At 72.7% G+C, this 13,107-nt stretch carries 12 protein-coding genes; 8 read left to right on the top strand and 4 right to left on the bottom strand.

Annotation, left to right across the window (positions count from 1 at the left end; translation table 11 throughout):
* Positions 1-26: 26 nt before the first annotated feature.
* Genes ACWPWV_RS00755 through ACWPWV_RS00745 form a run of 3 tightly spaced genes read left to right on the top strand, consistent with a single transcriptional unit; the run spans position 27 to position 3,129 of the window.
* Positions 27-977 carry an ABC transporter permease subunit gene (locus ACWPWV_RS00755; RefSeq protein WP_435739003.1) on the top strand — a complete coding sequence of 317 codons (951 nt, stop codon included), beginning with the start codon at positions 27-29 and terminating at the stop codon, positions 975-977.
* Positions 978-1,829, top strand: a complete 852-nt coding sequence (locus ACWPWV_RS00750; protein ID WP_435735325.1) for an ABC transporter permease subunit — start codon at positions 978-980, stop codon at positions 1,827-1,829. It begins immediately after the preceding gene.
* Positions 1,830-1,875: 46 nt separating this feature from the next.
* On the top strand, positions 1,876-3,129 hold the full coding sequence (locus ACWPWV_RS00745; protein WP_454041096.1) for an ABC transporter ATP-binding protein: 1,254 nt from the start codon (positions 1,876-1,878) through the stop codon (positions 3,127-3,129).
* Positions 3,130-3,153: 24 nt separating this feature from the next.
* Here ACWPWV_RS00745 and ACWPWV_RS00740 read toward each other — a convergent pair whose 3' ends face one another.
* The 3 genes from ACWPWV_RS00740 to xseA all read right to left on the bottom strand — a co-directional run bounded on the left by ACWPWV_RS00740 (position 3,154) and on the right by xseA (position 5,801).
* On the bottom strand, positions 3,154-4,131 hold the full coding sequence (locus tag ACWPWV_RS00740; protein WP_454041095.1) for a carbohydrate kinase family protein: 978 nt from the start codon (positions 4,129-4,131) through the stop codon (positions 3,154-3,156).
* A complete protein-coding gene (locus ACWPWV_RS00735) occupies positions 4,128-4,433 on the bottom strand; it encodes an exodeoxyribonuclease VII small subunit (RefSeq protein WP_454041094.1) in 306 nt (101 codons plus the stop codon). Before ACWPWV_RS00735 ends, ACWPWV_RS00740 begins: the two co-directional genes overlap by 4 nt.
* A gap of 63 nt (positions 4,434-4,496) precedes the next feature.
* Complete coding sequence (xseA, locus tag ACWPWV_RS00730) at positions 4,497-5,801, bottom strand: exodeoxyribonuclease VII large subunit (protein WP_454041093.1); 1,305 nt, start codon at positions 5,799-5,801, stop codon at positions 4,497-4,499.
* Between the two features lie 147 nt (positions 5,802-5,948).
* Between xseA and ACWPWV_RS00725 the strand changes: the two genes are divergently transcribed.
* Positions 5,949-7,055 carry a 4-hydroxy-3-methylbut-2-enyl diphosphate reductase gene (locus tag ACWPWV_RS00725; protein ID WP_454041092.1) on the top strand — a complete coding sequence of 369 codons (1,107 nt, stop codon included), beginning with the start codon at positions 5,949-5,951 and terminating at the stop codon, positions 7,053-7,055.
* 63 nt (positions 7,056-7,118) lie between these two features.
* Here ACWPWV_RS00725 and rmuC read toward each other — a convergent pair whose 3' ends face one another.
* Positions 7,119-8,651: a DNA recombination protein RmuC gene (rmuC, locus tag ACWPWV_RS00720; RefSeq protein ID WP_454041091.1), complete on the bottom strand. Its 1,533-nt coding sequence runs from the start codon at positions 8,649-8,651 to the stop codon at positions 7,119-7,121.
* 87 nt (positions 8,652-8,738) lie between these two features.
* Here rmuC and ACWPWV_RS00715 point away from each other — a divergent pair, with 87 nt between their 5' ends.
* The 4 genes from ACWPWV_RS00715 to ACWPWV_RS00700 all read left to right on the top strand — a co-directional run bounded on the left by ACWPWV_RS00715 (position 8,739) and on the right by ACWPWV_RS00700 (position 12,831).
* Positions 8,739-9,626 carry an ABC transporter ATP-binding protein gene (locus ACWPWV_RS00715; protein WP_454041090.1) on the top strand — a complete coding sequence of 296 codons (888 nt, stop codon included), beginning with the start codon at positions 8,739-8,741 and terminating at the stop codon, positions 9,624-9,626.
* A gap of 17 nt (positions 9,627-9,643) precedes the next feature.
* A complete protein-coding gene (locus tag ACWPWV_RS00710) occupies positions 9,644-11,194 on the top strand; it encodes a hypothetical protein (protein ID WP_454041089.1) in 1,551 nt (516 codons plus the stop codon).
* Between the two features lie 66 nt (positions 11,195-11,260).
* Entirely contained in the window at positions 11,261-12,346 is a 1,086-nt protein-coding gene (ychF, locus tag ACWPWV_RS00705) for a redox-regulated ATPase YchF (protein WP_454041088.1), read from the top strand.
* Between the two features lie 44 nt (positions 12,347-12,390).
* Positions 12,391-12,831, top strand: a complete 441-nt coding sequence (locus tag ACWPWV_RS00700) for a hypothetical protein (RefSeq protein WP_454041087.1) — start codon at positions 12,391-12,393, stop codon at positions 12,829-12,831.
* Positions 12,832-13,107: the final 276 nt, after the last annotated feature.

Here is a 13,107-nt window from a genome sequence, read left to right as displayed (position 1 = left end):
TCCCGGGTAGTGCGAAGGACGTCGAGATCGACGACGGCGACGACGGGTCGGGCCGGGACAGCCGCGCGAAGGCGGCGCGGAGCGACCGCGCGCGGTCGGAGGCGCGGCTCGGCTGGCTCCTGGCCGGCCCCGCGTTCGTCGTCATGCTCGCCGTGACGCTCTACCCGATCCTCCAGGCCGTCTACGACTCGCTCTTCAACTACAAGCTCACCGCACCGGACGACCGGTCCTTCGTGGGGCTGAACAACTACGTCGTGATCCTCACGGACTCGGTCTGGTGGCGCGACCTCGGCGTGACGCTCTTCATCACCGTGGTGACGGTGGCGGTCGAGCTGGTCCTCGGGTTCGCGCTCGCCCTCGTCATGCACCGCGCGATCCGGCGCCTGCGCGGCCTGCTGCGCACGGCGATCCTCGTGCCGTACGGGATCATCACGGTCGTCTCGGCGTTCGCGTGGTTCTACGCGTTCGACATCACGTCCGGCTACGTCAACCACTGGTTCGACTGGGTGCCGGGCGTCGGCCCCGACCTCAACTGGTTCGCGCAGCAGGGCACGAGCCTGTTCGTCATCATCGCGTCCGAGGTCTGGAAGACGACGCCCTTCATCTCGCTGCTCCTCCTCGCCGGCCTGGCCCAGGTGCCCGGCGACCTCGAGGAGGCCGCGAAGGTCGACGGCGCCACCGCGTGGCAGCGGTTCACGCGCGTCATCGTGCCGAACATGAAGGCGGCGATCATGGTCGCCGTGCTGTTCCGCGCGCTCGACGCCTTCCGCATCTTCGACAACGTCTTCATCATGACGAACGGCGCGAACGGGACCGAGGTGCTCTCGCTGCTCACGTACCGGACGGCGATCGGACAGCTGCAGATCGGCATGGGCTCGGCGATCTCGGTCCTGCTGTTCCTGTGCGTCGTCCTCATCTGCTTCGTGGCGATCAAGCTCTTCAAGGTCGACCTGGCCGGCGCGAGAGGGGAGAAGTGAATGGGTAGCGTGCTCAGCACCCGGGCGAAGGTCTGGTGGGCCGTCATCTCCGTCGTGGTCCTCGTCGGGGCCCTGTTCCCGATCCTGTCGATCTTCATGACGAGCTTCAAGTCGTCGTCCGACATCAACTCCGGGACGTTCCTGCCGCCGCAGTGGAGCAGCGAGAACTACGAGCAGATCCTCGCGTCGGGCGGCTCCGCGCAGGAGCTGTTCCTGTCCGCGCTGCGGAACTCGATCGGCATCTCGCTCATCGCGACGGTGATCGCCGTCGTCCTCGCGACGCTGTGCGCCTACGCGATCGCGCGCCTCGACTTCCCGGGCAAGCGGCTCATCCTCACGACGGCGCTCGGGGTCTCGATCTTCCCCGTCGTCGCGATCGTCACGCCGCTGTTCAACCTGTGGCGCAACATCGGCCTGTACGACACGTGGCTCGGGCTCATCATCCCGTACCTGTCGCTCACGCTCCCGATCTCCATCTGGACGCTGGCCGCCTTCTTCCGCCAGATCCCGTGGGAGCTGGAGCAGGCGGCGCAGGTCGACGGCGCGACCCCGTGGCAGGCCTTCCGCAAGGCGATCGTGCCGCTCGCGGCACCCGGCGTCTTCACGACGGCGCTCATCGCGTTCTTCATCGCCTGGAACGACTTCGTCTACGGGATCTCGCTCACCTCCACGAGCGCCGCCCGCCCGGTCCCGGCCGCGCTGGCCTTCTTCACCGGGGCGTCGTACTTCGAGGAACCGACCGGGGCCATCTCCGCCGCGGCCGTCGTCGTGACGATCCCCGTCGTCGTGCTCGTCGTCCTCTTCCAGCGCCAGATCGTCTCCGGTCTGACGCAGGGAGCGGTGAAGGGATGAGCACGTCCACCGCACCCCGAACCCGCCGACACCGAGGAGACAGCTGATGGCGTCGATCACCCTCAAGGACATCGTCAAGCGCTACGGCGACGGCTTCCTCGCCGTCGACAAGGTCGACCTCGACATCGCCGACGGCGAGTTCGTCATCCTCGTCGGGCCGTCCGGGTCGGGGAAGTCCACCGTGCTGCGGATGATCGTCGGCCTCGAGGACATCACGGCCGGCGACCTCGAGATCGACGGCGTGCGCGTCAACGAGAAGGCGCCGCGCGACCGCGACCTCGCGATGGTGTTCCAGAACTACGCGCTGTACCCGCACCTCACGGTCGCCGAGAACATCGCCTTCCCGCTGCGGCTCGCGAAGGGCAAGCACTCCGAGGAGGAGATCCGCGGGAAGGTCGAGCGCGCGGCCGACATGCTCGACCTGCGCGAGCACCTCGACCGCAAGCCCGCGAACCTCTCGGGCGGGCAGCGGCAGCGCGTCGCGATGGGCCGCGCGATCGTGCGCGACGCGAAGGCGTTCCTCTTCGACGAGCCGCTGTCGAACCTCGACGCGAAGCTCCGTGGCCAGACCCGCACCGAGATCGCCCGCCTGCAGCGCCGGCTCGGGACGACGACCGTGTACGTCACGCACGACCAGACCGAGGCCATGACGCTCGGCGACCGCGTCGCGGTGCTGCGCCGCGGCGTGCTGCAGCAGGTCGCGAGCCCGCGCGGGCTGTACGAGCAGCCGGTCAACCTCTTCGTCGCGGGCTTCATCGGCACGCCGCCGATGAACTTCCTGCCGGGCGAGGTGTCGGGCGGACGGATCTCGCTGCCGTTCGGCGAGTTCGACCTGCCCGACCGCGTGCGCGAGGCCGTGGGGGACCGCGACCTCGTGATCGTGGGGCTGCGTCCCGAGCACTTCGAGGACGCGCGTCTCGTGGACCCGTCCAAGAAGGACCGCGGGCACACGTTCGAGGCGCAGATCGACGTCACCGAGTGGCTCGGCGCCGAGCTGTACGCCTACGTCCCGTTCGACATGCACGAGTCGGTGAAGGGCAAGCTCGACGAGCTCGACCGAGAGCTCGACGGCGAGGGGCAGCGCTCCCAGTTCGTCGTCGCGCTCGACTCGCAGTCCCGCGTGCGCGACGGCGACGTGACGGACCTGTGGTTCGACCCGACGAAGATGATGGTCTTCGACCCCGAGACGAGCGAGAACCTCACGCGCGACGCCTCCGAGGCCGAGCGGATCGAGCAGGAGAACGTCGAGGACCGCAAGCGGTCGCTCGAGCGCGCGCAGAAGCAGGAGGCGCAGGTCTGACCCGCGCCTCCCGCCGCCTCGCGCTCAGTCGCCGGAGAGCTCGGCGCGCCGGGGCGGGTTGGCGCCTGCGCGCGAGACCGTGATCGCGGCGACGGCGACGCAGCGCTCGAGCAGCCCTGCCAGCGTCGCGCCGTCGATCGCGCGCAGCTCCTCGCGGCGGTCTGCCCCGAGCAGGTCCGCGTCCCAGAGCCCGTCGATCAGGGCGCCCATGAACGAGTCGCCCGCCCCGACCGTGTCGACGACCTGCACGCGCGGGGCCGCGACGCGCTGCTCACCCGTGGCGGTCACGGCGACCGCACCCTCGCCGCCCAGGGTCACGACGACGACCGCCGGGCCGAGGGCGAGCCAGTCCCGGGCGACGGCGACAGGATCGGTGCCGGGGGCGAGCCAGGCGAGGTCCTCGTCGCTGACCTTGACGACGTCGGCGAGCGCCACGAGCGCCTCGATGCGCGGACGCGCGTCCGCGGGGTCGCCCATGAGGGCCGGCCGGGCGTTGGGGTCGTACGTGACCGTCGCCGTCGCGCGCGCCGAGGCGACGAGCTCGCGGACGGCGGCGGCGCCCGGCTCGAGCACCGCGGCGATCGAACCCGTGTGCAGGGCACGGGTGTCGGCGTCGACGGTCGTACGAGCGGGCACCTGCCACTCGAGGTCGAACTCGTAGGTCGCCGCACCGTGCGCGTCGAGGTGTGCGGTCGCGACGCTGGTCCGGTCCGCGTCCGCGCTGCCCGGCGCGAGGGTCACGCCGGACGCGGCGAGCCAGTCGCGCAGGGCCGCCCCGCGCGCGTCGTCGCCGATCCACGTGACGAGCCGCGCGTCGCGCCCCAGGCGCCCGAGGGTCAGCGCGACGTTGGCGAGGCTCCCGCCCGGTAGCTCGTCGACGGTGCCGTCGGCGCGGTGCACGACGTCGATGAGCGCCTCGCCCACGGCGAGCACGTGCCCGCCGTGCGGCGCGGTGGGGGAGGCCGGGCTCGCGGGCGAGGTGTGCTCGGGCGTCGTGCTCATCGGTCTCCTCCGGACGTGCGGTCGGTCGCGACGCCGGGTGCGTCGCCGGGGTCGTCGGGCGCGTCGTCGCGCGCTCGTGCGGCGTCGAGTCGAGCGCGGGCGCCGTCGAGCCACTGCTGACAGCGCGCGGCGAGGGCCTCGCCGCGCTCCCAGAGCGCGAGGGAGTCCTCGAGCGGCTCCCCGCCGGCCTCGAGGCGGGAGACGACGTGGACGAGCTCGTCCCGCGCCTGCTCGTACGTGAGTCCGGACACGTCCGGGCTGACAGCGTTGTCGGAATCGGTCACGGCGCTAGTGAACCCCATCTGTGCGGTGGTGTGGGCGCGGTCCGCCCGGTGGACGGTGGCCGAGCACGGTCGCGGAGCGCCTCACGACGTCCCGTCGCGATCGGTCCGCAGGACCTGGGCGGCGAGCTCGCCGTGGGCGAGCCGGACCCGCAGGCCGTCTCCGACGACGGTGTCGGCGGGGGAGCGCACGACGTGCCCGTCGGTCCGCTGCACGACGGCGTACCCCCGCTCGAGCGTCGACGCCGGCGAGAGCGCGCGGACCTGGCCCTCGAGCCGACCGACCTCTCCGGCCGCGCGCACGAGCCTCGCGTCGAGGGCGCGGCGGGCGCGGTCGCGCAGGGCGCCCGTCCGCTCCGCCCGGTCGGCGAGCATGACCTCGGGCGAGGCCAGGACCGGCCGGGAGCGCACGCTCTCAAGCCCCGCCTGCTCGCGCGCGACGCGGCCCTCGATCGCCGCGCGGATCCGGGCACGGGCCTGGCTCACGCGCGCACGCTCCTCGGAGACGTCGGGGACGATGCGCTTCGCCGCGTCGGTCGGCGTGGACGCGCGGTGGTCGGCGACGAGGTCGAGCAGCGGGGCGTCGGTCTCGTGCCCGATCGCGCTGACGAGCGGCGTACGGCACGCGGCAGCGGCACGGACCAGCGACTCGTTGGAGAACGGCAGCAGGTCCTCGACCGACCCGCCGCCGCGCGCCACGACGATCACCTCGACCTCCGGTCGGGCGTCGAGCTCGCGGATCGCGTCGCCCACCTGCTGCACCGCGTGGGCGCCCTGCACGGCGACCTCCCGGATCTCGAACCGGACCTGCGGCCACCGCGCCCGCGCGTTGACGACGACGTCGTGCTCGGCCTTCGACTCCCGCCCGCAGACGAGGCCCACGACGCCCGGGAGGAACGGGAGCGGGACCTTGCGCCCGGCGTCGAACAGGCCCTCGGCCGCCAGGACGCGGCGCAGGTGCTCGATGCGGGCGAGCAGCTCGCCCACGCCCACCGGACGGATCTCGCGCGCCTGGAGCTGGAGCGTCCCGCGCCGCGACCAGAACACCGGCTTCGCGTGGACGACGACGTGCGCGCCCTCCTCGACGGGCTTCCCGTCGAGGACCCGCACGGCCGCTGAGACGGGCAGCGACATGTCCTGGTCGGTGTCCCGCAGCGTGAGGAACGCCGTCGACGTGCCGGGGCGCCGGTTGAGCTGCACGACCTGACCCTCGACCCAGACCGGGGCCATGCGGTCCACGTACTGCTCGATCTTGCGGGCGAGCAGGCGCACGGGCCACGGGTGCTCCGCACTCGTGTCGAGCGCCCGGGCGGGCAGCTCGTGCCACGCCGCGGCGCGCGGGGCGCCCGCCGACGGGGCGTCGTCGGGCAGCGGGAGCGAGGCGACCATGGGTCCAGCCTGCCGCATGCCACCGACGTCGGGCCCCGCCCGGTGCCGGTCCCGGCGTGTGGTGGTCCTGTGCAGGGGCCGGGCAGCCTCGGCGTACCGCCCGGGCCGCCCCGGGCGGACGCCCTGCGGTCACCTAGACTGGCGGGCGTGAGCACCACCCCGTCCACCCCGCGCACCACGGCGTCCACGGCGCCGTCCGCCTCCGCGACCGCTTCCGATCCCGCGACGCCGACGCCCGCGGCGTCCGCCGTCGGCAAGCGCGTGCTGCTGGCCGCGCCCCGTGGCTACTGCGCGGGCGTCGACCGCGCCGTCGTCGCGGTGGAGAAGGCGCTCGAGCACTACGGCGCGCCGGTGTACGTGCGCAAGGAGATCGTGCACAACAAGTTCGTGGTCGAGACGCTGAGCGAGCGCGGCGCGATCTTCGTGGACGAGACCGACGAGGTGCCCGAGGGCGCGCGCGTCGTCTTCTCGGCGCACGGCGTCTCCCCGGCGGTCAAGGCCGCCGCCGCGGCGCGCAACCTCGACACGATCGACGCCACGTGCCCGCTCGTGACGAAGGTGCACAAGGAGGCCGTGCGCTTCGCGAAGGACGACTACGACATCCTCCTCATCGGCCACGACGGCCACGAGGAGGTGGAGGGGACGGCCGGCGAGGCGCCCGACCACGTCCAGGTCGTCAACTCGCCCGACGCCGTCGACGACGTCGTCGTCCGCGACCCGTCCAAGGTCGTGTGGATCTCGCAGACCACGCTCTCGGTCGACGAGACGATGGAGACGGTGCGCCGCCTGCGCGAGAAGTTCCCGACGCTCCAGGACCCGCCGAGCGACGACATCTGCTACGCGACGCAGAACCGCCAGGTGGCCGTGAAGAAGCTCGCGCCGGACGCGGACGTGGTCATCGTCGTCGGCTCGGCGAACTCGTCGAACTCCGTCCGCCTCGTCGAGGTCGCGCTCCAGGCGGGCGCTCGCGCCTCCTACCGCGTGGACCACGCCAAGGAGATCGACGAGACCTGGCTCGAGGGTGCGACCTCCGTCGGCGTGACGTCGGGCGCGTCCGTGCCGGAGATCCTCGTCGACGACGTCCTCGCCTACCTCGCTGCGCGCGGGTTCGGCGAGGTGCAGGAGGTCCGGACGGCGACGGAGGACCTCATGTTCTCCCTGCCGCGCGAGCTGCGTGCCGACCTCGGTGCCACCGGCCCCGGCGCCCGGCCGGGCCGCGGCGGACGACGCTCGCTGTCGGTCCAGCCGGTCTGACGCTCCGGCGAGGTCCCGCGAACGGCCTCGCCCCGGGCGGACGAGCGGAGGGCTTCTCCGGCGTCAGGCGAACGCCTGTCGCCCGCGGTCCTCGTCGTCGTCGGCCGGGCGGTCGTCGATCGCGACCACCGCGTCGGTCGCCGCCGCCACGAGCTCGGGCTGGGTGACCGGCCTCGGCACGTCGTCGACCACGCGGACCTGACCGATGCGCTCGGACTCGTCGACCACGTGGAGGTCGACGAGGCGCCGCGCCTGGGGGAGCACGCGCGTCTCGAGGGACCCGACGAAGACGTTGAAGTCCTTCGTCGCGGCGCTCAGCGACCGGCCCAGCTTGGTCACGTGGCGCGCGGTGGTGACCAGGCGCGAGTGCAGCTCCTTGCCCGCGCGCAGCACCTCGTGCGCGTTGTCGGTCACGGCGTCCTGCTGCCACGCGTACGCGACCGTCCGCAGCAGGGCCATGAGCGTCATGGGCGTCGCGACGATGACGTTGCGCCGCATGGCGTACTCGAGGAGGTCGCCGCGACGCTCGACCGCGGCGGCGAGGAACGGCTCGGCCGGGACGAACATCACGACGAACTCCGGAGCGGGGCTGAACTGCGACCAGTAGCGCTTCGACGCGAGGTCGTCGACGTGCTTGACCATGTGCCGCACGTGCGCGTCGAGCCGCGTCTCGCGGACCGCCGGGTCGGTCGCCTGCTGCGCCTCGAGGTAGCCGAGGAAGGCGACCTTCGAGTCCACGACGACGTTCTTCCCGCCGGCGAGGTGCACCACCATGTCGGGGCGGAGCGCGCCGTCCTCGGTCTCGACGTGCGCCTGCTCGGTGAAGTCGACGCGCGACAGCATCCCCGCCGCCTCGACCACGCGCCTCAGCTGCAGCTCTCCCCAGGCACCGCGCGTCTGGGACGAGCGCAGCGCGGTGACGAGGTCCTCGGTCCCGCTGCGCAGGTCCGCGCTCGCCTGGGAGAGCTGGCGCAGGTGCTCCGTGAGCGCGGCGTGCCCCGCCGCCCGGGCCTGCTCGGCGGCGGAGACCTCGGTGCGCATCCGCTCGAGCGAGCGTGCGAGCGGCTCGACGAGCGTGCGGACCGCCTCCTCGCGCTTCGCGAGCTCGGCGGCGCCCGACTCCTGGCTGCGGCGCAGGCGCTCCTCCGCGTGGACGAGGAACTGCTCGGACGTCGCGGCGAGCGCGCGCCGCGACAGCGACTCGAACTGCGCCTCGAGCCGGCGGTGGTCGCCCTGGACCTCGCTCACGCGGCGCTCCGCGGCGCGCTGGAGCTCGGTGACCTGCTGCTCGTGCGCCGCCTGCGCGAGGTCGAGCCGCTCGTCGGCGCTGCGCTGCGCGGCCGCGAGCTGGCGCACGAACGCCTCGCGCTCCGCGGTGACCTGCCGCTCGAACCCCGCGCGCTCCGCGTCCAGACGTTCCGCGAGACCTGCGCCGCGGGCGGCCTCCTGCTGCGCCTGACCGAGGAGCGCCGTGAGACGGCGGACCTCGGCGGCGGCGCCGTCGGGCGACGTGCGCCGCACGACGAGCACGAGCACCACGCCGACGACGAGCCCGAGCACGAGACCGACGGCGAACAGGAGCGTGGGCGAGTCCATGGCCGCACCTTCCCACGAGGCACCGACAGGGACACGACATGACAAAGCGCACGGCTCCCGGGCGGCACGCTCGGATAGGTTGACGGCATGGTCGACCCGACGAACGAACCACCTGCCGCACCCGGCACGCCGGCTCCGCCCGCCGCCGGCACGGTCCCGGCCCCCGCCGCCCAGGTCCCCGGCCAGGCGCCGGGCCAGGCGCCCGCCGCGCCCCCGGACCCCACGGCCGCGCTCTCCCTGCGCGGGCTGTGGAAGCGGTTCGGCGAGAAGGTCGCGGTCGCGGGCGTCGACCTCGACGTGCCCACGGGCTCGTTCTACGGCCTCGTCGGCCCGAACGGCGCGGGCAAGACCACGACGCTGTCCATGGCCACGGGACTGCTGCGCCCCGACTTCGGCAGCGCGCACGTGCACGGCACCGACCTGTGGGCCGACCCCGTCGCGGGCAAGCGGCAGCTCGGCATCCTGCCCGACGGCGTGCGGCTCTTCGACCGCCTCACGGGCGCCCAGCTCATCACCTACGCCGGCCTGCTGCGCGGCATGGACCGCGACACGGTGGCGGAGCGGACCGCCGACCTGCTCGCGACGCTCGACCTCGCGCATGACGCGAACACCTTCGTCGTCGACTACTCGGCCGGCATGACGAAGAAGGTCGCGCTCGCCACGGCGCTCATCCACGCGCCGCGCGTCCTCGTCCTCGACGAGCCGTTCGAGGCCGTCGACCCGGTCTCGGCCGCGAACATCCGCGACATCCTCGCGGGCTACGTCGCGAGCGGCGGCACGGTCGTCGTCTCGTCCCACGTCATGGACCTCGTCCAGCGCATGTGCGACCACGTCGCCGTCGTCGCCGGCGGCCACGTCCTCGCGGCCGGCACCGTCGACGAGGTGCGCGGCGGGCAGAGCCTCGAGGACCGCTTCGTCGACCTCGTGGGCGGCCGCCAGACCTCGGAGGGCCTCGCATGGTTGCGCAGTTCGTAAGGCTCAAGCTGACCCTGATGGCCAACGCGTTCCGGCGGAGCACGTGGCAGACGATCGGGTTCGTGCTGGGGTCGCTGTACGGCCTCTTCGTCGTCGGCATGGTCGTCGTCGGGATGGTCGTGCTCGGCACGAACGACCCGCAGCTCGCCGGCGCGGTCGCCGTCCTCCTCGGCGCACTCGTCGTGCTCGGGTGGTGGATCGTGCCGCTCTTCGCGTTCGGCGTCGACGCGACGCTCGACCCGCAGCGGTTCGTCCTCTTCGGCATCCCGCAGCGCCGGCTCCTCGCCGGTCTGGCCGTCGCGGGCGTCGTGTCGATCCCGGGCATCGCGACCTCGCTCTCCGCCCTCGGCGTCTCGTTCGCGTGGTGGCGCTCGCCGGTCGCCGTCCTGGCGGCCCTCGTCGGTGCGGTGCTCGCGGTCGCGCTGTGCGTCGTCGGCTCCCGCGCCACCACGACGGCCCTCGCCCCGCTGCTCGAGTCGCGCCGGTACCGCGAGGTCGTGACGATCGCGGCCTTCGTGCCGCTCATGCTCGTCGGTCCCGCGTTCGGGTGGTTCGCCACCCAGATGGGCGACGGGCCGGTCGACGGCGACGGCGTGCGCGAGCTGGTCGTCCGTCTCGCCGACATCGCGGCCTGGACGCCGTTCGGCGCCCCGTGGGGCCTGGCCGCCGCGGTGCACGACGGCGCGTGGGGCCTCGCGCTCGCACGCCTCGTCGTGGCCGTGGCGACGCTCGCGGTGGCGTGGGTCGTGTGGGACCGCTCGCTCGCGCGCGCCCTCGTGAGCCCGCCCACGTCGGGCGCCGGCGGGAAGGCAAAGGGCCTCGGGTTCTTCGCGCGGTTCCCGGCGACGCCGACCGGCGCGGTCGCCGCCCGCACGACGACGTACTGGCTGCGCGACCCGCGCTACTCCGGCTCGATCGCGGTCGTGCCGCTCATCCCGGTCGTGCTCCTCGTGCTGGGCGGGGGGTCGGGATCGGACGTCTTCCTGATCCTGGGCCCGATCACCGCGTGGATCCTCGGGTTCGCGATCTCCGCCGACATCGCCTACGACCACACCGCGTTCGCGCTCCACGTGTCGACCGGCGTGAGCGGCCGCGCGGACCGGTGGGGCCGCGTGATCCCCGTCCTCGCGGGGGGTGTCCCGGTGACCGTGGTGTTCGTCCTCGTCTCGGCCGCGGTCGCCGGGCGGTGGGACGCCCTCCCGGCCCTGCTGGGGCTGACGCTGGGGACCCTGCTCGTCTCGGCGGGCGTCTCGAGCGCGTCGTCGGCGCGGCTGCTCTACCCGGTGCCGAAGCCGGGGGACAGCCCGTTCAAGCAGCCCCAGGGCGCCGCGATGGCGACCCTCGTCGCGCAGACGGTCGCCATGGTCGTCACGCTGGCGCTCACGCTGCCGTTCCTCGTCCCCGGCGTCGTCGCCGTCCTCCTGCCCCAGGCGGTGCTCGGCTGGGTCACGCTCGTGGTCGGGCTCGCTCTCGGGGTCCTCGTGCTCGTGCTCGGCGTGCGGTGGGGCGCGCGTGTCTACGACCGGCGAGCGCCCGAGCTGCTCCAGCGCGTCCTGTCGTACGCCTGACGCGGTGGAGCGCCCCGAGGTCGTCGCCGACGGCACCGGGGCGCCCCACCCGTAGGATGGTGGCCCGTGGCTCTCACTATCGGCATCGTCGGCCTGCCCAACGTCGGCAAGTCCACCCTCTTCAACGCCCTGACGCGCAACCAGGTGCTCGCCGCGAACTACCCGTTCGCGACGATCGACCCGAACGTGGGCGTCGTGCCGCTGCCCGACCCGCGGCTGGACGAGCTCGCGAAGATCTTCGGCAGCCAGAAGATCCTCCCGGCGACCGTGTCGTTCGTCGACATCGCGGGGATCGTCAAGGGCGCGAGCGAGGGCGAGGGCCTCGGCAACAAGTTCCTCGCCAACATCCGCGAGGCCGACGCGATCTGCCAGGTGACGCGCGTGTTCTCCGACCCCGACGTCGTGCGCGTCGACGGGTCCGTCGACGCCGAGGGCGACATGGAGACCATCAGCACCGAGCTGATCCTCGCCGACCTCCAGACCCTCGAGAAGTCGCTCCCGCGCCTCGAGAAGGAGGCGAGGATCAAGAAGGGCGACCCGGCGCTCGTCGACGCCGGGAAGAAGGCGCAGCAGGTCCTCGAGTCCGGACGCACGCTGTACCAGGGCGCCGCGGACGCAGGTCTCGACCTCGCGGACGTCGCGAGCTTCCAGCTCCTCACCGCGAAGCCGTTCATCTTCGTGTTCAACACCGACGACGCGGGCCTCGCGGACGAGGCGATGCAGGACCGCCTGCGCGCCCTCGTCGCGCCCGCGCAGGCGATCTTCCTCGACGCCAAGTTCGAGTCCGAGCTCGTCGAGCTCGAGCCGGACGAGGCGAAGGAGATGCTCGCCGAGTCGGGTGTGGAGGAGCCCGGGCTGGACCAGCTCGCGCGGGTCGGCTTCGACACCCTCGGCCTGCAGACCTACCTCACCGCCGGCCCCAAGGAGTCGCGCGCGTGGACCATCCGCAAGGGGTGGACCGCACCGCAGGCGGCGGGCGTCATCCACACGGACTTCGAGCGCGGCTTCATCAAGGCCGAGGTCGTCTCGTTCCACGACCTCGTCGAGGCGGGCTCGGTCCAGGCGGCGCGTGCCGCGGGCAAGGCGCGCATCGAGGGCAAGGACTACGTCATGGCCGACGGCGACGTGGTCGAGTTCAGGTTCAACGTCTAGCTCGAGATCAGCCACAGTCGCGAAGAACGTGCATAATCGCCGGCATGGGTGGAGCCCGTGGAGACCGGCTGTGGTCCGGTGACACCGAGTACGTCCTGCCCGATCCGCAGCTTCGCGCCTACGACCATGGAGTCGGCACGCTCACGATCGACGGCGTCTCAAAAGGTCATCTCGCCAGCGTCGTAGGCGAGATCAAGTTCCCGTCTACTTCGCCATGGCCGTGGTTCGTCATTGTCTGGACCGACGGAACCAAGGAGCGATCCTTCGAGGACTACGGACCCGGCTGGTACACCGTTCGCGATCTGGAAGCCGGTGTGCTCGACCACTTCGGGCCAAGCATCCGACTGGAGCGCCGAGGCCTCTTCGGCAGGCGGGTCCGCTACACCCGGACTGGTCCCCGGTGCATCTTCGAGTTTGCCTGGCTGCCGAGAGACGAGGCGACGGCAAAGTGGCGAGAGCTGGGCCTGGCCGACTCGGACTTCTGACGTTGATCGATGACGACATGCGGTCGAGTTCCGCTTCAACGTCTGACGCCCCCGAGGAGGCCGTGTCGCCGAGGCTCTGGTCGCGTCGCCGCCGGACCTGCCCGTGCTGCGGTGCCTCGCTCCACGACGCAGACCGGCACGAGCGGTTCACGCTGCCCGACCCGGCCCTCGGGCCCCGGACCCTGGCACGACGCCGCGACGACGGGCGGCTGGCCAACGGCGACCCGGGACGTCCGCTCGCCTGAGCCCGACATCGTCGTCGGAGGAGGCTCGGGC

It is taken from the genome of Cellulosimicrobium sp. Marseille-Q8652 (genome assembly GCF_965112045.1).
This window is presented reverse-complemented; position numbering and strand designations above follow the sequence as displayed.

Excerpts from the sequence above, each read along its gene's own strand:
- ACWPWV_RS00750 (WP_435735325.1), top strand. The coding sequence starts at position 978 with ATGGGTAGCGTGCTCAGCACCCGGGCGAAGGTCTGGTGGGCCGTCATC.
- ACWPWV_RS00745 (WP_454041096.1), top strand. The coding sequence starts at position 1,876 with ATGGCGTCGATCACCCTCAAGGACATCGTCAAGCGCTACGGCGACGGC.
- ACWPWV_RS00740 (WP_454041095.1), bottom strand. The coding sequence starts at position 4,131 with ATGAGCACGACGCCCGAGCACACCTCGCCCGCGAGCCCGGCCTCCCCC.
- ACWPWV_RS00735 (WP_454041094.1), bottom strand. The coding sequence starts at position 4,433 with ATGGGGTTCACTAGCGCCGTGACCGATTCCGACAACGCTGTCAGCCCG.
- xseA (WP_454041093.1), bottom strand. The coding sequence starts at position 5,801 with ATGGTCGCCTCGCTCCCGCTGCCCGACGACGCCCCGTCGGCGGGCGCC.
- rmuC (WP_454041091.1), bottom strand. The coding sequence starts at position 8,651 with ATGGACTCGCCCACGCTCCTGTTCGCCGTCGGTCTCGTGCTCGGGCTC.
- ACWPWV_RS00715 (WP_454041090.1), top strand. The coding sequence starts at position 8,739 with ATGGTCGACCCGACGAACGAACCACCTGCCGCACCCGGCACGCCGGCT.
- ACWPWV_RS00710 (WP_454041089.1), top strand. The coding sequence starts at position 9,644 with ATGGCCAACGCGTTCCGGCGGAGCACGTGGCAGACGATCGGGTTCGTG.
- ACWPWV_RS00700 (WP_454041087.1), top strand. The coding sequence starts at position 12,391 with ATGGGTGGAGCCCGTGGAGACCGGCTGTGGTCCGGTGACACCGAGTAC.